Source organism: Sphingobacteriaceae bacterium (genome assembly GCA_002319075.1).
In the GTDB taxonomy this organism is placed as follows: Bacteria; Bacteroidota; Bacteroidia; order B-17B0; family Aurantibacillaceae; genus Aurantibacillus.
The window spans coordinates 2,996,743-3,016,803 of sequence record NVQB01000001.1 but is presented as its reverse complement, the minus strand read 5'-3'; the positions used below and the strand labels follow the sequence as shown (position 1 = coordinate 3,016,803).

Annotated in this window: 17 protein-coding genes; 5 read left to right on the top strand and 12 right to left on the bottom strand. The window is 37.0% G+C overall.

The features are described 5' to 3' along the window. The first annotated feature begins 73 nt into the window (after nt 1–73). Nucleotides 74–4,747: a hypothetical protein gene (locus CNR22_13080; protein PBQ32665.1), complete on the top strand. Its 4,674-nt coding sequence runs from the start codon at nt 74–76 to the stop codon at nt 4,745–4,747. Here the strand turns inward: CNR22_13080 and CNR22_13075 are convergent. Next, complete coding sequence (locus CNR22_13075; protein PBQ32664.1) at nt 4,703–5,011, bottom strand: hypothetical protein; 309 nt, start codon at nt 5,009–5,011, stop codon at nt 4,703–4,705. The two genes, CNR22_13080 and CNR22_13075, sit on opposite strands and share 45 nt — an antisense overlap. Before the next feature lie 97 nt (nt 5,012–5,108). On the opposite strand from CNR22_13075, the gene CNR22_13070 reads away from it, so the two are divergent. The 3 genes from CNR22_13070 to CNR22_13060 all read left to right on the top strand — a co-directional run bounded on the left by CNR22_13070 (nt 5,109) and on the right by CNR22_13060 (nt 7,586). Continuing rightward, nucleotides 5,109–5,573 carry a hypothetical protein gene (locus tag CNR22_13070; protein ID PBQ32663.1) on the top strand — a complete coding sequence of 155 codons (465 nt, stop codon included), beginning with the start codon at nt 5,109–5,111 and terminating at the stop codon, nt 5,571–5,573. A gap of 22 nt (nt 5,574–5,595) precedes the next feature. Further along, on the top strand, nt 5,596–6,183 hold the full coding sequence (locus tag CNR22_13065) for a hypothetical protein (GenBank protein ID PBQ32662.1): 588 nt from the start codon (nt 5,596–5,598) through the stop codon (nt 6,181–6,183). A gap of 89 nt (nt 6,184–6,272) precedes the next feature. After that, nucleotides 6,273–7,586 (top strand): helicase, encoded by a 1,314-nt coding sequence (locus tag CNR22_13060; GenBank protein ID PBQ32661.1) that lies wholly within the window; start codon nt 6,273–6,275, stop codon nt 7,584–7,586. A gap of 4 nt (nt 7,587–7,590) precedes the next feature. On the opposite strand, the gene CNR22_13055 is transcribed toward CNR22_13060, so the two are convergent. From CNR22_13055 to CNR22_13030, 6 genes are all read right to left on the bottom strand, one after another. Then, a complete protein-coding gene (locus tag CNR22_13055; protein PBQ32660.1) occupies nt 7,591–7,926 on the bottom strand; it encodes a hypothetical protein in 336 nt (111 codons plus the stop codon). A 3-nt stretch (nt 7,927–7,929) separates the two neighbouring features. Continuing rightward, the gene (locus tag CNR22_13050) at nt 7,930–8,160 is read right to left on the bottom strand and encodes a hypothetical protein (GenBank protein ID PBQ32659.1); all 231 of its coding nucleotides are present in this window, start codon (nt 8,158–8,160) and stop codon (nt 7,930–7,932) included. Continuing rightward, entirely contained in the window at nt 8,160–8,639 is a 480-nt protein-coding gene (locus CNR22_13045; protein PBQ32658.1) for a hypothetical protein, read from the bottom strand. Before CNR22_13045 ends, CNR22_13050 begins: the two co-directional genes overlap by 1 nt. Nucleotides 8,640–8,753: 114 nt before the next feature. After that, nucleotides 8,754–9,803, bottom strand: coding sequence for a class III poly(R)-hydroxyalkanoic acid synthase subunit PhaC (locus tag CNR22_13040; protein PBQ32657.1), 1,050 nt, complete (start codon nt 9,801–9,803; stop codon nt 8,754–8,756). A 30-nt stretch (nt 9,804–9,833) separates the two neighbouring features. Further along, a complete protein-coding gene (locus CNR22_13035) occupies nt 9,834–11,648 on the bottom strand; it encodes a hypothetical protein (protein ID PBQ32656.1) in 1,815 nt (604 codons plus the stop codon). Between the two features lie 97 nt (nt 11,649–11,745). Next, the gene (locus CNR22_13030; protein PBQ32655.1) at nt 11,746–13,107 is read right to left on the bottom strand and encodes a hypothetical protein; all 1,362 of its coding nucleotides are present in this window, start codon (nt 13,105–13,107) and stop codon (nt 11,746–11,748) included. 276 nt (nt 13,108–13,383) lie between these two features. On the opposite strand from CNR22_13030, the gene queG reads away from it, so the two are divergent. After that, nucleotides 13,384–14,310, top strand: a complete 927-nt coding sequence (gene queG, locus CNR22_13025) for a tRNA epoxyqueuosine(34) reductase QueG (protein PBQ32654.1) — start codon at nt 13,384–13,386, stop codon at nt 14,308–14,310. A gap of 384 nt (nt 14,311–14,694) precedes the next feature. Here queG and CNR22_13020 read toward each other — a convergent pair whose 3' ends face one another. The 5 genes from CNR22_13020 to CNR22_13000 form a co-directional block, all read right to left on the bottom strand. Beyond that, nucleotides 14,695–16,581, bottom strand: coding sequence for a hypothetical protein (locus CNR22_13020; protein PBQ32653.1), 1,887 nt, complete (start codon nt 16,579–16,581; stop codon nt 14,695–14,697). Between the two features lie 104 nt (nt 16,582–16,685). Then, nucleotides 16,686–17,717 (bottom strand): alpha/beta hydrolase, encoded by a 1,032-nt coding sequence (locus CNR22_13015; protein ID PBQ32652.1) that lies wholly within the window; start codon nt 17,715–17,717, stop codon nt 16,686–16,688. A gap of 51 nt (nt 17,718–17,768) precedes the next feature. Then, complete coding sequence (locus tag CNR22_13010) at nt 17,769–18,791, bottom strand: hypothetical protein (protein PBQ32651.1); 1,023 nt, start codon at nt 18,789–18,791, stop codon at nt 17,769–17,771. A 3-nt stretch (nt 18,792–18,794) separates the two neighbouring features. Continuing rightward, nucleotides 18,795–19,583, bottom strand: coding sequence for a CoB--CoM heterodisulfide reductase (locus tag CNR22_13005; protein ID PBQ32650.1), 789 nt, complete (start codon nt 19,581–19,583; stop codon nt 18,795–18,797). A 57-nt stretch (nt 19,584–19,640) separates the two neighbouring features. Then, entirely contained in the window at nt 19,641–20,054 is a 414-nt protein-coding gene (locus CNR22_13000; protein PBQ32649.1) for a GxxExxY protein, read from the bottom strand. Nucleotides 20,055–20,061: the final 7 nt, after the last annotated feature.

The following is a 20,061-nucleotide window of genomic DNA, read 5'->3' as shown; positions in this document are numbered from 1 at the left end:
TGTAGGTTGTATACTGGAAGGGTATTCTAACTTTGAAATCTTAAATACACATTCCTGCGTTTCTACTAAAAGCATGAACTACCCTGGCACATTAGATAGAGAAAATGGCAAATCATTTCCTTCTTCCGACGATCTGGCTCAAAAACTGAAGCTCTTGATAATAAATACTCAGGAACCATTTATCATGGTAGATCGAGATTTGGTAATCGTAGCCTTCAACAATCAGTTTGAAAACTTGTATTTAAAATATTTCGGTCGCCAGATTTTAAGAGGCGCTTCCATACTCGATTATTCTCAAAAAAAATCTATCCCCGAACTTAAAAAAATATATTCAGACGTATTAGGTGGTGTATCGCGTGAAACAGAATTAAACCTTACCAACGAGGATGCCGTTCCGACTCATTTTTCCGTCATTTACAAACCAGCTTTTGATGAGACTAATTCCATCATAGGAGCTTTTGTTTCTATAAACGACATCACAGACAAAAAAATAGTCCAGAGGCAATTACAATTCAGCGAAATACGTTTCCGCGCATTGCTTGAAAATAGCGGAGACATGATCTCACTTACCGACCGTGAAGGCAAAATACTTTATTTAAGTCCCAGTTTTGAAAAAATAACCGGCTTCAGCTCCGATACTATGAAAGGTAAATCTGCTTTCGATATTATGCATGCTGATTACCATGAGGAAGCCCGGCAAATGTTTACAGAGCTTCTTAATAATCCTGGCATGCCCATTGCCAGAAAAAACGTGTTCTTAAACCGCAAAACAGGCGCCTATATGCATGTTGAAGGCATAACTACGAATCTCCTCGATGATCCAAATGTGCAGGCCATCGTCGCAAATTTAAAAGATGTAACTGAAAAAATAATTGCAGACGAAAAGATCGAATTAGGAGAAACACGCTTTAAAACGCTCATCGAACATAATTATGACGGAATAGTTTTAAGGGATGAAAATTTTTCTATTATTTATAGCAGCGCCTCTGCTGAAAGAATTTTAGGATGGACAGATGAAGATAAACTTGGAAAAGACTTCGCCGACAAAACGCATCCCGACGATATTGAAAAAGTAAAAGAAAACCACCTCAACGTATTAAGAAACCCCGGCGTTTCTTTTCCCATTATTTTCAGAACACAACACAAAAAAGGACATTTTGTTTGGGTGGAAAGGATCATGACAAACATGCTCCATGATAAAGCGATCAAAGCAATTGTTGCCAATTTTAGAGACATTAGTGCAAAAATAACGATCGAAAAGGAACTTGAATACAAAGAGGCGAGATTAAAACAGGCACAGGCAATTGCTCATGTAGGACACTGGGAGGTAAATTTTAAAGAAAATATTTCCGCCTGGTCTGATGAAATTTACAGGATATACGGCCTGGAACCCTTAACCAGCGATTTTTCACACGAGCGGTTAAAAGAATTTATTCACCCTGAAGAAATTGCTTCTTTTGAAAATGAAATGGAAAGCGCTTTTTCTTCTCTTTCAGATTTTTCGCACGAACACAGGATTATTAGAACTGACCGTTCGGTTCGACATGTAGTATTAGAGTGCCGTTTTGAGTTTGATAGCGACAAAAATCCTATTGGTCTGTATGGAATTGTTCACGACAGGACTGCCCAAAAAGAGGCTGAAGAAATTCTAAAAAAAAGTCACGAACTCTTGCAAAAACTAACGGATAAAGTACCGGTAGCCATTTACGAATTTGAGTTAAACGATAATGGAAAAATGACTTTTCCTTTTATGAGTAAAGCCATTCTCGAATTTGTGCCACATGCTGATATTTCAAACCTCCGTTACGATGCAGACACTATTTTTGAAGCGATACACCCCGAAGATGTTGAAACCTTAATGAATTCCATTGAAGATTCGCGGATTAAGTTAAGCGACTGGTCTTTGGAATTCAGGATGATGCTCCCCGACAATACCTTTCGATGGCTGCATGGCTTCTCAAGGCCAACCCGAAAACTTCATAGCACTATTTGGTACGGCTACCTTCAGGATATTACAGAAAGTAAAATAAGCGCTGAAGAAATCCGCGTAAGCAAAGAGCGATACGACCTTGTAACAAAAGCTACCAACGAAGCTATTTGGGACTGGGATTTAAAAAACAATAAGTTACAATGTGGCGAGGGATTTAAAAACTTATTCGGACATGAGGTACTTGAAGACTTTGAAACCATAGAGCAGTTCAGATCCCAGATTCATCCGGAAGACCGGGAAAGGGTTGCCGCAAGCATTCTAAAGGTCATTCATTCCGATTCGGAAGTAAAGTGGGAAGAAGAATACCGCTATGCTAAATCCGATAAGTCTTATGCTGACGTGCTTGACAGGGGCTATGTTATTCGTAGTGCAAAAGGAACTGCCGAGCGGATGATCGGCGCGATGCAGGATATCACCCAACGAAAACTTGTTAACGAAGAAATCAGGATTTCAAAAGAACGCTATGATTTTGTTGCCAAAGCTACCAATGACGCGATTTACGATTGGGACCTTGTAAAAAATGAAACATTCAGAACAGGGGATGGTATTAAGACACTATTTGGATATGACCCAAAGGAAGCAGAAGCGGAAAAAAATTTCTGGTCTGATCGTATTCATCCTGAAGACTACAAAATATGTTATGCTAAATTGAAAAATCTTCTTCTCGACCCTAAGGCTAACTATTGCAATCAGGAATACAGGTTTAAGAAAGCAGATGGCACCTACGCGTATGTATACGACAAGGGATTTATTATTCGGAATGAAGAGGGAAAAGCTATCCGCATGATTGGTGCTACACAGGATATTAGTAGAAATAAAAAAGCGGAACTGGAATTAAAGAAATTAAATACCAGACTAGAAGGAAAAATACAAGAAAGAAACAAGATCAACAGTGAATTAAAAGTATCTGAAGAAAAATACCGAAACCTTTTCTATTCCAGTCCTATACCGATGTGGGTTTATGATCCTGACAGTTACTGTTTTCTGGATGTTAATGCCGCTGCTTGTCGTCACTATGGCTACACACGTGAGGAGTTTCTCGCAATGACGATCAAAGAATTATGGCCCGCAGAAGATATCCAAAGGATGGTGAAAGTTGTAGAGTCAAATAAAAACACTTCTAATTATTATGAAGGCACCTTTCAGCATTATAAAAAAAACGGGGAGCTTATTCAAGTTAATATTCAAAGTAATACGCTTAAATTTTCCGGTAAAAGTGCACGTTTGGTAATCTCAAATGATATTACAGAAAAGTTAAAAGTCGAACTGCAGATAAAAGAAAGTAACGACCGTTACAACCTTGTTTCAAAAGCAACAAGTGACGCCATTTGGGACCACACTATCAATAGTGGAAAAATCTATATCGCAGGCACAGGCTTTAAATTCCTTTTTGGTTACAAGGTGGTGAACGCTTTCGTTGAAAAAGAATTTTGGGAAGATAACATACATCCCGAAGACAGGTTAGAAACCTTAAAGAAACTCGATGACTTTATAAAAAATGCCGCAGAGAAACAAATTCAGTACGAATACCGCTTCAAAAAATCTGACGGGAGCTATGCTTATGTTAACGACAGACTTTTTATAATTCGCGAAAACGGAGCGCCTGTGCGGATCATTGGAGCGATAAATGATATTACTAAACGTAAAGAAGAAGAATACAGGTTAAAATTACTCGAATCCATCATTACTCATGCCAATGATGCGGTGATGATTTTGGAACCAGGCGAAAACAATTCTACAATAATATACGTGAACCAGGCTATGGTTAAGATAACAGGTTATTCTAAGGAAGAAATAATAGGACAGTCGCCTGATATCTTTCTTGGGCCAAGGACAGATAGCGAAGAAGTAACCAAAATGAAAGTTGCTCTTAAAAATCATCAGCATTTTAGTTCTGAAATTATCAAGCAGTCTAAAGATGGAAGGTCTTATTGGACAGGTATAGACATTGCCCCTGTAACCGATATCAGCGGGAAAACATCGCATATGATTGCGATCGAGCGGGACATCACCAGCCGCAAGGTTCAGGAACAGGAAAGGGAAAAACTTATTTTTGAGCTGATACAAAATAATAAAGACCTGCGACAATTTTCTTACATCACTTCACACAATCTCAGAGGTCCCATTGCTAACCTTCTTGGGCTTACTAATTTATTAGACACGTATAAAGTAGAAGATCCTACCCTTTCTAGGATCATGGATGGCATAAAAAAAGCCGCTTCCAATTTTGATGAAACTATTAAAGATCTTTCTACTGTTCTGAATATAAAAGACCGTCCTTCTATACCGAAGGAAAATATCGAGCTGGAAACAATTCACTGTAAAACACTGGAACAATGCAGGATTCTTCTGGACGAAAGCAAGGCTCAGGTAATCTGGGATTTTTCGAAAGCTAAGACCGTTTTCTTTAATAAAGCTTATATAGAAAGTATCTTTTCCAACTTACTTACCAATGCCATTAAGTACCGTTTAAAATCAGTACCTCTGCTAATCGACGTCAGTAGTGAAGAAACCAGCGAGGATGTAATTGTAAAATATAAGGATAATGGACGTGGGATGGACCTTGGACTTCACCGAGAAAAAGTTTTTGGATTGTATCAGAGGTTTCATGATAACACAGAAGGAAAAGGCCTTGGGCTTTTTCTTGTTAAATCGCAATTAGAAGCTATGGGTGGCTCTATCGACATTGACAGTAGGATAAATGAAGGCACCTTATTTACGCTCCGTTTCAAAAAAGTCCATATTAAAATTCCCTAGTTTACTTTTAGTAGTTGCAATACAAGCACTACCCATCTGAAACCATAAGCAGATTCCCGCAAAACTGCAGCTGAGTTCTATTTTATTTTGCAGCTGAAAGCAATTAGAAGGTTGTTGAACCCGAAAACGCGCTGCACATTCCCCAGGCGACCCGGTAATCTGTCGGCACCAGCTAAATTCCCCCAATCCACTTTCTACTTTATCAAAAAAAACAATAACCTCTGAAAGGCTGAATTTAGGGCCGTACAGGGCATTTGACCTCAAAAATCAAATCTGAAGGTTATACAAATACTAAAACAATCTTACATATGAAACATGTAAAACCTTAACGAAAAATAAATCGGCGAAAACCTGCCTAACTTTGATTCAGAAATCAGCACTTAAAGTAATTTCAAAAACAAAGAACATGACAACTACACTCACAAATAAAAAAGACGCTTCTTCTAAAATGTCTTTTTTTACCGGACTGGAATCTATAAGTTTTAAAACAGTAAGCATACTTGTTATCCTTATCTTAAATATTACCACCTTATCATCACAAACAAACGGAATGGTTTGCGGATCACGCTTAGGAATTAAATCGGGAACAGTTCCTGAAAAACCCAAAACTATTACGCTTTATTCTGCTAAGAATTTCCCAGTAATCGAGATTTCAAGCAACCACACACTTCACAAAATGGATGACCTGGACAATTTTGATTACGAAAAAATATTCTGCAGTACTAGTCCGGCTTCCAAAAATACAGGACCCGGATCACAGCCTGCACAATTAACAAGCACTTACAATAAAAATCAAAACAACAAATTTGCCCCAAGATTGAATTAATAACCCCCTAAAAACTAAACACATGAAATCTACATTATTATTACTCGCAACAACCCTTATTTTTTGCTTTTCAAATGCAAAAGCAGACGGAGGATCCAAAACAGCTGTTTATGATAAAAATTCATGCCTGCATGTAACAGGAATTGTAAATAGCGATGAAGATTATCAGGATTGCATCGTTGAGCTTATAGGACCAGACAAAGCTATTGATACAGTTATGCTTTCACAGGGTAATGAAAAATTTGAATTTATTCTTAAAAAGAATTCCGACTATCTTATCCGCATCTCTAAAAAAGGGTACCTCAATAAAACCGTAGCTATAAGCACTCATATACTCACCTTGGAAACCGAAATTCATTTTTTTGAATTCGAACTTTCTTTGCTGAAAGACACTGAAATTGCTAAACTTAATAAAAATCTGGCAAGCGCTCCTATTGCTTTGGTTAGCTACAACTACCAAACAGAATCCTTCGAACACAACGTGCAATATTCTGACCTAATGAAAAAAGAACTTTATAACGTAACAGCTTCTAATCAAACATTCGGAGAACAAGAAAAATCTCAAACACTATCTACAAAATGCCATAGCTTTTTAACTTTGTCAAGATAGTTACAAGGCCTTTCCTTCCCTTAATAAGCGTATATTTGCACTCCCCCGGGAGTGCTTTTTTTTGACCGGGAAAATTTTAAAATAAAAACATGGATTACGCGCAAATTCTCTCCAATTTCAATATAGCTTCTTTAAACGACATGCAAAAAGCAACTTTAGAGGCTGTCTCAACTTCTAAAGATGTTGTCTTAATTTCCCCTACAGGATCGGGAAAAACGCTGGCTTTTTTACTTCCTTTTGTAGAACTGCTTGATAAAAATAAAGAAGGTGTGCAGGCAATTATCATCGTGCCCACCCGCGAGCTGGCCCAGCAAATAGAAACGGTATTTAAACAAATGGGAACAGGCTTTAAAATTTCCTGTTGTTACGGGGGGCACTCTACTCAGATTGAGCGCAACAATTTATTAGAAGCACCCGCCGTATTGGTTGGTACACCAGGACGTTTATCACATCATATCCGCAAGAAAAATTTATTTCTTTCTAAAACAGATTATTTAATTCTTGATGAATTTGATAAATCACTTGAATCAGGCTTTCAGGATGAGATGTCTTTCATCATTAAAACTATTCAAAATCCTAAAAAACGCATTCTAACTTCGGCTACTTCTATTTCTGATATTCCTTCTTTTGTGGGTATTAAAGAACCGAAAGTTTTAAATTTTACTACCGAAGAAAAACAAGGTAAAGGAACTTTGTATTACAAGTCCGTTAAATGCGAACAGGATGAAAAATTAAATGCCTTACTTCTTTTATTGGGCAAAATAAATTCTCAGTCCACCATTGTTTTTTGCAATCACCGCGAAGCCGTTAGCCGGATTTCGGAAGAGTTAAGCAGGTTAAAAATAGCACATGGTTTTTATCACGGTGGCTTAGAGCAGATCGATCGTGAAAAAATGCTCATCAAATTGAGGAATGGAAGTATTAATCTTTTAATATCCACCGACCTTGCTGCGCGAGGCCTCGACATTCCGGAAATCGAAGCAGTTATTCATTTTCAGTTGCCTCTTACCGAAGACGCCATGATTCACCGCAACGGGCGCACAGCACGGATGCATGCAGATGGCACCGTGTATTTTATGCTGGAAGGCGAAGATTATTTGCCCCCATTCTTACAAATAAAACCAGAAGAAGAAAAGCTTCCTAAAAAAATCGTGTCCCCACAATCCAGTCTCTGGAAAACACTTTACATTTCTGCAGGAAAAAAAGACAAAGTAAATAAAATGGATATTGTAGGAATGCTTTTACAAAAGGGGGGACTCAAAAAAGAAGAGCTTGGTAAAATTGAAGTGCTAGATCACTCTTCTTACGCCGCCATCAAAAGCGACAAAATCGTAAAAACTTTAAATCTCGTGCGCGACGAAAGAATAAAAAACAAAAAAGTAAAAATGGAGATTGCGAGCTAGTCTATTAAGATTCAATCGGAGAAAAAGTACCATCCTCATTTCTCTCCAACTCCGTTCCCTCAGGCATATCAAGATAAGGAATGATTGCCGGATCATAGTTGGCAATTGTATTTAGCGGATAAAAGTCGCTTTTCCTTTTATCATCTACATAGTCCTGACTCTCTGTACCGGAAAAAAAACGCCATCCACTATCAATTGCCTCAGATTGCTCTTCGCGGTACATAAAACCAACAGGCATGCCTTCAACAGTGATCTTATTAGTTGCAAAACACCCAGCGACTTTATCAATTAATAATTCTAATTGGTCTTCCGGAATTTTTAATTTTTTAATCTTACTCATTTACTATAATTTTTGTTCTTTTTTAATACGTTCTAGTAAAAACTCTAAACCGTTTAATTTGATTTCATAAATCGTGGAAAGCATCATGCCTGTTTTTCCCGGAGGAAATCCCTTGCGGTTAAACCATTCGAGGTATTCAACGGGTAAACGGTAATAAAGCCAACCTTGGTATTTCCCAAAAGGCATGGGTTTAGTTACAAGGTCTAAAAGTATTTGCGGGTTTAATCCTTCCATTAAAAACTTATTTTTTCAAGATCCGAAGCATAATCACTTTGAATGTCTTCGTGCAAAGTTTTTATAAAACTATTTATTTTTTTTATTTGTTGCTCGTACATATTCACCAATAACTGACTTTTGCGAAAAGGAATGCCTGATTCTTTTATTTTTATCAAAAAATAAATGTGCAACTCTGCTGAGATAGCTTTGTCGCTTATGTATTTACAGTATTTTGTAATGATGCGTAATAATTTTCGCAGACTTTTTTTCACGTAGTACAAATTGGATTGTCCACGCAGTTCTGAAAAATGGTGATCGATCTCTGATTTAATTTCCGCCACAAAGGCGGGTTTATCATGAGACTCAAAAAGTAAATACCCTAGAAATTCTTTATTGTCTTTTTTATACTTGGCAAGCGCAATGCACAGATCTGCCAATTGCTTCGGAGGCAATTCTATCAGTTCTTTTTTCAGTTCGTTGAGACTGGCGGCTTTCATTTCGTTCTATTAATAGTCGGTTGTAACATGTAACTTGTCTAGCGGTAAAAGCGGCACTCCGCTTCACACATACAGACAATGTACCATGTACAACATACAAGGTACAGTGCCGTTCTATTTGTCCCTTTTCTTAAGCCAGGCCTCAACCGCCGGAGCTAATTCTTTCTGCGACTTTCCACCTACAAAAACGCCAATATGTCCGCCTTTAAAACTGTACAATTCTTTGTCCTTGCTTCCTACCAGATCATTTAAAGGTTTGGTTGCAGCAGGTGGCACCAAATGATCTTCGGTTGCATAAATATTTAGTAACGGAGCTACAAGATTTTTAAGATTTACTTTTTTTCCACCAACTTCTAATTCACCTTTTACCAGTTTATTTTGCTGGTAAAGATCTTTCATAAATTGACGAAAACATTCTCCAGCCTGGTCAGGACTCTCAGCGATCCATTTTTCCATTCTTAAAAAATTAAGAAGTTTATCTCTATCATCGAGTGAATTAGTAAGTGCTTGTTGCTTTTGAACTTTCATCATTGGTTTTAACATGTCAAAACCTTCATTTAAGAAACTGCCCGGAACAAGGCCACGGTTGCCATCTACTAACAAATCAAAATCCATGTCTTTGCTCCAGCGGAAAAGAAGTCCGTCGTTTGTGCTGAAATCAATAGGCGTAACATGCGTTACAAGGTTTTTCACTTTACCGGGATATAAAGACGCGTAGATCACGCTTAAAGTTCCACCCTGGCAAATGCTCATGATGTTGATACTTTCGAGACGGTGTTTTTTACGCATAAAATCCACACAGTTGTTGATGTAGCCATTTACATAGTCGTCCATGCTCAGGTAACGGTCGGTGCCCGACGGGAAACCCCAATCGATAAGATACACGTCCATGCCCGCATCTAACAAATTTTTGATATAGCTGCGATCCGGTTGAAGATCCAGCATTTTATAAGTATTCACCAGTGCATACACAATAAGTACCGGTGTTTTAAAAGTCGGTTCTGTGTCCCTGTCGTAACGGTATAGCGTGAGTTTGTCTTCATGGTAAACAGCCGTTTTGGGACTGGTTGCAATTTCCACTTTATCAATTTGATTAAGGGTTGTGTAGCTCTTTAATAATTTAGAGCTCATGTTGGTGAATTCTTCTACAATTTTGTTCTCCATGGCAGGGTTTTGTTTTATAAAATTAAGCTATTATTTAACTGTTTCAAAGCTTCTGTCGGTAAGTAAAAATTCTACTTGCGCATCGTCTATGTAAATTTCATTTTTAGCGTCTACATTCCATATCGTAAATGCAATTTTGTCTACGGTTGTGGCATTTAATCCTTCGCTGTCTGTAATCTCGTACCCAAATTCCTTGTAATCCCAACTTTCGGTCAGCAAATGCGCTTCATCCATATAGAAAGGAATTTCCAAGATCATTTTTTTGTCTTTGTCAAAGAACTGCAGGAAGGCGTGAACTGTTTTTACTCCTTTTTCAAAATAGCACTTAAAAGAATACCGGATTTTCTTACATCCCTTAGAACTGAATACAAGGGGAAAATTATATTCGCCTGTTCTACAGATATAATTCTTAGGACCTAAAGAAAGAGAATACTTACCGCTTTGTTTTTTCTCAGAAGTAACATTTCCATTAAAAGTATTCTTTTCAAAATCTTCTAAATACTTTTCCTCTTTAAGAATAGTTGAAGGCGGAACCAAATACATATTTGCTTTGTTTATTCTGAAAAAATTACGCCAGTAAACTTCTTTGTAAGTGGTGTACTCGTCCAGAATACCACTGTTCATTTGATAAGTCTTTAACTGAAAATATGCCAGGCTCACAGCTATCAAACTCAAAAGTGTGATCTTCCATTTGCGCTTACTAATGGCCGCAATTAAAGCTCCCAGAAAAATGCCGGGAAGGACATAAAAATCTACAAGTGCGCGCTTAAGGATAGGCCAGTACCACCAGGCACCGTACAGATAAATAATAAAGAAAAAGAAAAGAGGAAGAATAATGCGTTTACGTGGAGGAAGAAATGGAATACCAAACAAAGAAATGAAAATCACAGGTACGTATACAAACAAACCAATGTGATAACTAACTAAAGCATCAAAGAATTTTGAGTCGGCAAAATAAAATTTTTCGTCCGTATAAGTGTAAGCAATCAGAGAGTTTGTTTGAATATAAGTTATACTTAACTGATGGTAAATGGCCAGAAGTGCCAGTAAAATAATGAGCCCATCTAAAATTCTTATTCTCTCAAAGCGCAGGCCCTGCTTAAAAAATCCCTGAGGAATAAAAGCGGGAATTAAAAAAATGATAAGTCCGTTTAGCGGTCTTATACAACCTGTAATGACCAGGCATAACATACAGAGTAAAAAATTACGAAGACGATTATGCTCATCCTTAAAATAAGAGACAAGGAAATAAATAAAAAGCGTAATAAATGTAAAGGAATAACTATGCGACAGTGAATTGGCACTTATAGCATAAGTAAACAAATGGGTGCCATAAAAAACAGCAATAGGAACACAGACTGCAGCGAGAGGATTAGCAAATAATTTTGAAATTAATTTTCTAAGAAAAAGTAAGCCGAGAAACAAATAGAATAAAGAAGCGAGTCCGATAAAAAGCTGATACGGCTGTGAAAAACCATCTGCCGGATAATGCAAAATTTTAGCGCTAACGTGAGCCATCACAAAAAATGGAAACCAGATGTAGGAAAGTCCCTGGTAATATTTGTTGATGCGTTTGCCTTTGTACTCTACTAACAGATTTTGTTCAGGATTATCAAAAGCGCTGTAAATGTAGTTGGCATTGTGCACTTTGTTGAACCACTTAAAATCATAGTTGGGATCTCCGTGAATATACTTTGCTGGGAGATAAGAATAATAACCGAGTCCATCGCCGGCTATAAATTTATGCCAGGGCGAGTTTAAAGGTCGGACATAAAAAAACGTTACAAGTACTGAAAGCAGGAAACCGAAAAAGATCCTGTTGTATATGTTCTTAAACCAATTCAAAAACGGAAGATTGTCTGATGAAATTTTAGCTAAATCTACTAAATAAAAAAGCCGTTCACACTATAAAAATGAACGGCCTTTTTAAAATTATGCAAGATTATTTCTTGTGCGTTTTCGCTTTTTTATCTTCGTCAGATTCGTGAGCTGGTTGCGCACTGATCTTTGATTGTAATTCTTTTACTTGTTTTTTAAGGTCGTAGATAGTTTTTTGAAGATCTTCTACTTCGCTTTTAAAAACTAATGGCATGCTGGAGAAAGTGCTTTCGAATTGTTTTTCAAAATGTTTCTTTACATCCATGCTTAAGTTAAGTGCTTCACCTTTTACTTTGCTGAATTCTTCGCTGGCGAATAAATCAGTAAATAATTTCTCATTTACTTTTACCCACTCAGCATACATTTCCTGTGGAGAAGGTAATTGTTTTAAAGCTTCAGGAGTTGCATATTTTTCAGCGTATTGTTTTGCAATTTTTTCTACACCTTCTTTAGCAGTAGTTTGTAAGTAAGATTGTAATTCAGCTTGTTTAAGGCTGTATTCGCCCATTCTGTCCATTAAAGAAATAACCGCCTCAGCATTTTCTTTTTCTTTCCCGGCGTTAACTAATTTTAAAAGAGGTTCAAAAGTTTTTCCAAATACATTGTGAAACTGACCTGAGAATTCTTTCATGTTAGTTAGAACTTCGTTGTTTCCAAAAAGTTTAGGAAAGTCTTTAGAGATATTCTGCATTTGAGCGTAATATTCTTTTCCTAAATTATTTTGGTTAGCGAAAAAGTTTTGCAATTGTTTAATTCCGTTATCATAAACTTCCTGAACAGAAGTTGTGTTGAACATGTTACCAAACATTTGTTTTGTAAGGTTAGTGTACATGTCAGCAGTCATTTGATTTTTGAATGCATCCATGTTAAACTGACCGTTTTTAAACATGTTAGCCATTGGCTGGAAAAATTCCTGCATGCTTGCATAAACACGGTTACCTTGCATAAAGTTAGTAAACACATCTTTGTTAAATGTATTCCCCATGTTTTTACTCATCGAATCAAAAGAAGTATTCAATGTGTTTAACCATGTATTGTACATGTTAGTAAAAACAGTGTTGCTTTGACCAAAGTTTGACATATAGTCTTGTGCAGGCTTGCCAAAACTTGAAAAGCTGTTATTGATGCTCTGGTTAAAGTCAGCCATTTGCTTAGCATACGAAGCTTGTTGGTTGAACCAGTTTTTGAAAAATTCCTGTGGATTGTTTTCGTTATTTGAATTAAACATGTTTGCAGAAGAATTTTGCATCCCGTTTAAAATTCCCATTTGTTTATCGAAATACTCTTTGTATAACGACTGACCTTCAGTAGTAATATTTCCGCTTGTAAAAGCTGATTGCATTTTTTTTGCAGAATCCATCCAATTGTTTACGAATTGTGTTTGGCTTTCTACTAGGGTGTCGATTACTGGGTTTGCTGTTTTCATTTTTTTCTTTTTTGTGATAAACCGCTGATTTTTCAGGATTTACCGGTTTATTATTCTTTCGTTAAATTATTGTTAATCACGTATTTGTATGTAAATTACTGATTTTCAGTTTTTTACACGTGGTTTTCATAATTTGATGCAAATATACAAATTTCAGAGCATTGAATCCTAGCGCTTTACATCATTAAATTGTTAAAACATGAAAAATTGCCTATCCGCACGATTTAGAAAAGACTATCGTTTTTACTGATCTGTCGGATTTAGTACCTTTAGGGCTTGCAAAGTCTTATCTATAGTCGCACTGCCCTCATTAAGTCTGAAGCCAAAAGGCTCGGTTTTGATTTTTGTGGAATTTCAAAAGCGGATTTTTTAGAGGAAGAGGCCCCGCGACTCGAAAAATGGTTGAAAGAGTCCAAACACGGACAAATGGCCTACATGGAAAATTATTTTGACAAGCGCCTCGATCCACGTTTATTGGTAGAAGGTGCAAAGTCTGTTGTTTCTCTTTTATATAATTATTATCCATCGCAGACTCCAACCACTAATTCTCCTAAAATAAGTAAGTATGCTTACGGACAAGATTACCATGAAGTGATTAAAAATAAGCTGCATGAATTTCTTTCTACTCTAAAAGAAAAAATCGGAGAAATAAGTGGACGCGCTTTTGTAGATAGCGCTCCCGTACTTGATAAAGCCTGGGCCAAAAAAAGCGGACTCGGTTGGATTGGAAAAAATTCAAACCTCATCAGCAAACAACAAGGTTCTTTCTTTTTTATCGCCGAATTAATAGTTGATCTCGAATTGGAGTACGATGGGCCGATTAAAGACTATTGCGGCACTTGCACAAAATGCATTGATGCTTGTCCCACCGAAGCCATTGTAGCGCCCTACGTGGTTGATGGCAGTAAATGTATTAGTTATCTCACCATTGAATTAAAGGAAGCTATTCCCGAAGAGTTTAAAACAAAAATGGATAACTGGGCTTTTGGTTGCGACGTTTGCCAGGATGTTTGTCCGTGGAACAGTTTCAGCATGCCGCACAAAGAACCCTTGTTTACTAATTCTTCTTTTCTAAATTTTTCAGAAGTAGAATGGAGTGATATGACCGAAGAAACATTTCAATTGGTCTTCAAAAATTCAGCTGTTAAGCGAACGAAGTATAAGGGACTGAAACGGAATCTTGATTTCATCCGGCCAAAATAACCACTAAGACACTAAGGGCACGAAGGGTCACTGAGAAAAAATAAGCCTTAGTGTATCTAAGTGTTCTAAGTGCCTCAGTGGTAAAACTCCTTGGCGCTAAATCAAACAAAGAAACTTTTCAATTAGTATTTAAAATTCATACGCTAAACACTAAGACACTAAGGGCACGAAGGGGCACTGAGAAAAAATAAATCTTAGTGTAACTAAGTGTTCTAAGTGCCTCAGTGGTAAAAATCCTTAGCGATAAATCAAACAAATTTTTCAATTGGTATTTTTCCAATAACCACTAAGACACTTAGGTCACGAAGGGGCACTGAGAAAAAATAAATCTTAGTGTATCTAAGTGTTCTGAGTGTTCTGAGTGGTAAAAATTTTGAGAACAAACTAATCGAAGAACATCCACGTCAATCCAAATCTGAAAGCCAGATCTGTTTGGTAGTAACCGGGAACAAAAGAGTAGTTCGGTCCGGCAAGACTCTGCAAAACATTCTCCACTTTTAAGAAAAAATTAACAGGGCGAATTCTTGCATTCAGATAAACATCTAAATAAGGATAGGTACTTGTTTTAAACTGGTCTTGTAAATAAAATGTTTGAGTAGATGGCATGTATGCCAATGCATAAAAAGACTCATAGACTTGTAGTTGCGCTCCAATTTGCAATTGCAGGTTATTTTTAGCGAGACTGCCATTGTAAAATAACTTGATGGTAGAAACATTAGCCGGAACTCTTACTATTTTTGGCTCCGGGGTATTTTGATAAATGTGATTTAAACCGATACCCAGGTGTTTAAAAAATATTTTTGTAAAATTCAAATTTACCCCAACGTTATTAATGGGTCCTGAAAATTGTTGCGGTTTATTTTCCTGGTCAAAATATAAGTAGTTAGCCGTACTGTGAAAAAAAACAGAAGCCTGAAAAAACCTGTTTAAATTTACACCCAGTTTAGCCTGTACCTGCTGCTGATCTTTGAAGCCATTGTTGAACCACAAAAAATGATTGCTCACCCAGTTGTTATAGATATAATCAGGACTTCGGTTTTCTAAAAGCAAATTAAAAAACACTGCCCTTTTTTTAAGATCATTAAACGTAAAAACTGAATTCCCTTCGAGTTTTAAATTTCCTTTTGCAGGACCTAAAAATCCGAATTGAAAATTAACACGGCTGTCAAAAAATCTCACACGTTTGTCTGTAGAATCCTTCGGAACTAAGGCGGTGCGGTAAACAAGATCAGATTGTAAAAAATGATTTATAAAAACACTGTCAATTTTTTGCCAAACCTTGTTCACTTCATTTTTATATCCCACAGAAAAACCAAATTTGTTATCAGTACTTAAAAGAGAATAAGAAAGTTCGTTGGAGATTTTCATAACGTGCGAACTATCCTGCGTCTTTAATGTATCTAGAAATATAGCGGTGTAAAAAGAATCTTTTATAGGGTAGGCATCTTTATAGCGATAGGATTGCGTTGAAAATTTCGATTTCAACTGAACATACTGGTTGAGTTTTGAAGTGGAGTCAATCTTGTTTAGTCTTATCCAGGGATTCACCATTACTTTTAATTCGCGGTTATCGCGACTGGCCTCCGTAAGCCTGTTAGCAAAGAGCGCTTTGTCAAAAACCATGCTTGAGTCAGTTAACACACCATCTTTAATACCTCCGCTCTCATTATTTTTATTACCATTGTTCATGATATAAAAATAATAGCCAGAACTTTTTTCTTTGTTGGTGTAATTACTACTCAGGTAAAAATTATTGGTGTAAGTCTGCTGCCTGTTATAAAACCCTTTGGAAGTGTAGCGGTTAAAACCCACCGTAACGTTTACTTTATCTTTGTAGGTATGTGTAAACAACATTCTGAAGATCTGGAACTCTTTACTGCCGGCAATACCATTTAAACTGGCATAGGGCCCCATAGTTCTGAAATACTTAACCTCGCTTTCACTTATCTTATCACTAGTTAGCGGACTTTGAACAAGGCGAAAGCCAAGATCTTCTGTTCCGTATCGCCAAATATAATCAGGAGAAGCGAGTCCCATGTTCCCCATAAAGTTGCGGGGAAAATAATTGCTCTGCTCCGTAATGGAAGTATCCGGGTAAGTGTATTTGTAATCTGAAAGCAGATTATTTTGTTCTGTTTTACTTCTTAAATACTTTGGATTAACAGAATAAAAAACCTGGGCATCATGTTCCAAACAAAAAAGAATTAAAAAAAGGAGGCAGAGTGTTTTAACCACTCTGACAATACTTACCTTTTTGAAACTGTGAAACATTAAAGCCTGGTGTTTTAATTCGCGATAAAGGGTAAAACTACTAAAATTTTACCTATCTGAATTTAAAGATCTGAGGATATAAAGTCGCGGAACTTTAATTAATGTTATAATTTATCGAAAAAATGTTCTTCCACGTCAAAAGTAGATTTTAAGCCCACATTCTGATAGTCGGTCTGGATCCACTTCTCTGCAATTTGTCTGCCTTTTTCTTTGAGGCTCAACAAAAATTCCCACGAAATATTCATTTTGCTGCTCTGGCTCATTTGGCTCAATGCTTCATACCCGCTAATAGTGTGAACGAAAATCTCACGGTTAGTTTTATTGTCTGTTTTTAAAATGCCATTTCGTATTAATTCGTTCCTGTAGTGAATCAATTTCATTTCGTTTATCAAACTACTATTGAAGGAAATTTCATTCACACGATCAGCAATATCACGCGCGCTTGTTGGAACAGAATTGATGTTTATAGAATTAATTTTAATTAAAACAATATCGCGAATATTTGTATTGGTAATCAAAGGCGATATCGGTGGATTTCCCATATAACCTCCGTCCCAATAATATTCGCCGTCGATTTCCACAGCCTGGAATAAAAAAGGCAAACAAGCCGAGGCAAGCACAGAATCAACGGTAATTTCTTTATTCGTAAAAATTTTTGCGCGATTGGTTTTTACGTTTGTGGCGCAGATAAATAATTTTTTCTTGTTATATAATTTTAATTCCTCAAAATCGATCAGGCTATTTAATACATCGCGTAGAGGATTATAATTTAAAGGATTAAAATTATAGGGAGAAAGAAATTGCGTGATAGTGTTAAACATCATAAAGCCCGGACTATTATGAATGTCGCCGCCGCCATACAATTGATCAAACATGCTCGGTTTAAACAAAAAACTTCCGCTCAGTGCAACTTTGTGCCAGAGTTTTTCCATGAGCTCCTTTGCTTTTGCAGGACCCCCAATGTGTAAACCGTAAGCACAGGTTACTGCGTTTACTGCTCCCGCACTTGTTCCACACATAGCTTCAGCAACGATGGCATCTTCTTCAAGAAGTCTGTCCAATACTCCCCAGGTAAATGCTCCGTGAGCTCCCCCACCTTGCAAGGCGATACATACCTGTTTCTTTTCTAACTTCATAGTTTCCGTTTTTTTGAATTGTAAATTTAGTATTCCGTCTGAGCTTATAAATTAAAAGCTATTCAGTTCTTCTACTGCCGGTTCGTAACCGGGTTTTATTTTAAGGCACATTCTATAATCTGCTTTAGCACTTTCTTTATCTTTTAATTTAGAATACGCATACCCTCTCGCAAAGTACGCTTCCACGTAATTAGGATTGATCTCAATTGCTTTTGTAAATTCTTCCACTGCCTTTTTACCATCTTTTTTTATTTCAAGATAAATGGCGCCGCGGTTATAGTAGCAGTTTTCGCAGTTCTTATCTTTAGCAATAATAGATTCGTATTGAGCCAGGGCTTCATCTATTTTGCCCAAATCCTGCAGTAATTTAGCTTTTGCATAAGTTGCTTCTGCATGATTAGGATCTACGCTTAAAACGTTGTTGTAATAATCAAGTGCAATAGGATTTCTGCGGGCTGCATACAAAACTCCCAAATCGTAATAAGCATCTATGTATTTATTGTCTTGCTCCACCGCTGTCTCCAGGTTTGAGATGGCACGACTTGTATCGCCACTCTCCCTGTAAATACTTCCTTTTATGTAATAGGCTTTTGCAAGATTTTCATTTATCTTAAGTGCGTTGTTTACATAAGTTATGCCATCCTGGTAACGCTGCACTAAAAAATATAATTCAGCTAGTTTTAATAAAGCTTCAATATTATCCGGAAATTTTTTTGCTGTAGACTCTAATAACTCCTTCGCTTTTCGTGTATTGTTCTCACTAAAATAAATATCTACCAAAGTAATGTAGTAAGGGGCCTGAGTACTGTCTATTTTAATAGCGCGCTTCGCATCATTTTCTGCTTCCACAAATTGTTTGAGATTCAAATACACTTTCGCGCGCTTGTCGTAAAGTCCGGCATTTGAAGCATCTTTTATAAGTTCAGCGTTTACTGCTTTTAGCTCCGGCGAATTTAATTTGATGCTGAGGCTGTCTGCTTTTTTATTCGACTGCTCCACTTCCGAATGCTCACTGCAGGAAGGCACTATAAAAAACAAAAGAAAACAAGCGGAAAGAAAGATAATTTTGTTCATAGCTTAAAGATCGTTGGCATTTGCGATGAGCTCAGCCACATCGAGTACTTTGGTTTTATCTTCTTTATTGAAATGTTTCACACCATCCGTCATCATGGTATTGCAAAACGGACAACCTACGGCGATAACATCCGGATTTAATGCCAGTGCTTCCTCGGCGCGTTCGTTGTTTACTTCTTTGGTACCTTTTTCAGCCTCTTTAAACATTTGTGCGCCGCCTGCACCACAGCAAAGACCTTTAGCGCGGCTGCGTTTCATTTCCATTAATTCCACATCCAGCTTTTGAATTACTTCGCGTGGTGCTTCGTAAATGTTATTTCCTCTTCCCAAATAACAGGGATCGTGGAAAACAATTTTTTTGCCTTTGTATTCTCCGCCCTGTACAGTTAATTTACCAGAGTCTATAAGTCCCTGCACTAGTTGTGTATGATGAATAACTTCATAATTTCCACCTAAAGCCGGGTATTCATTTTTAATGGTATTAAAACAATGCGGACAACCCGTTACGATTTTTTTTACCTCGTAACCGTTTAACACAGAAATATTTTGCATTGCCTGCATCTGGAATAAAAATTCATTTCCTGCACGCTTTGCCGGGTCGCCGGTACAGCCCTCTTCAGAACCGAGAATGGCAAACTTAATATTTACATGATTTAAAATCTTAACAATGGCTTTGGTTATTTTTTTAGCACGGTCATCGAAACTTCCGCTACAACCTACCCAAAAAAGAATTTCTGGTGTCTCGCCTTTGGCAATCATCTCTGCCATTGTATAAACTTTTATTAAACTCATATTCTCTATATTTTAACCACTAAGGCACTAAGGGCACTGAGCAGCACTAAGTTATATTTAATCTTTTGGTAATAAGGCAAAATCTTCCGTGACCAGAGGAACTAAGTGTTTTGTTATATTTTCACAATGAAAATTAATAAGCAATCCTTTAGGCATTCCAGCCAATTTCAAATACGACAGCAGCTGGGCTTTGTAAAGAGATATCATTACATCCACTGCTTTTAACTCTACCACAACCAAATTATTTACCAACATGTCTAACCTTAATAGACCCCCAATATCTTTTCCTTTATAACTCACAGGAACTTTTACCTGCGATTCAACTATCAAACCGCTGCTTTCCAATTCTTCGGCCAAACATGAATGATATACCGACTCTAACAGTCCAGGTCCAACATGTTTATGCGCCTCAATCGCTCCCCCAACAATTTCATATGAGATCTCATTAATATATTTCTGAGTAATGATCATCTTAGTG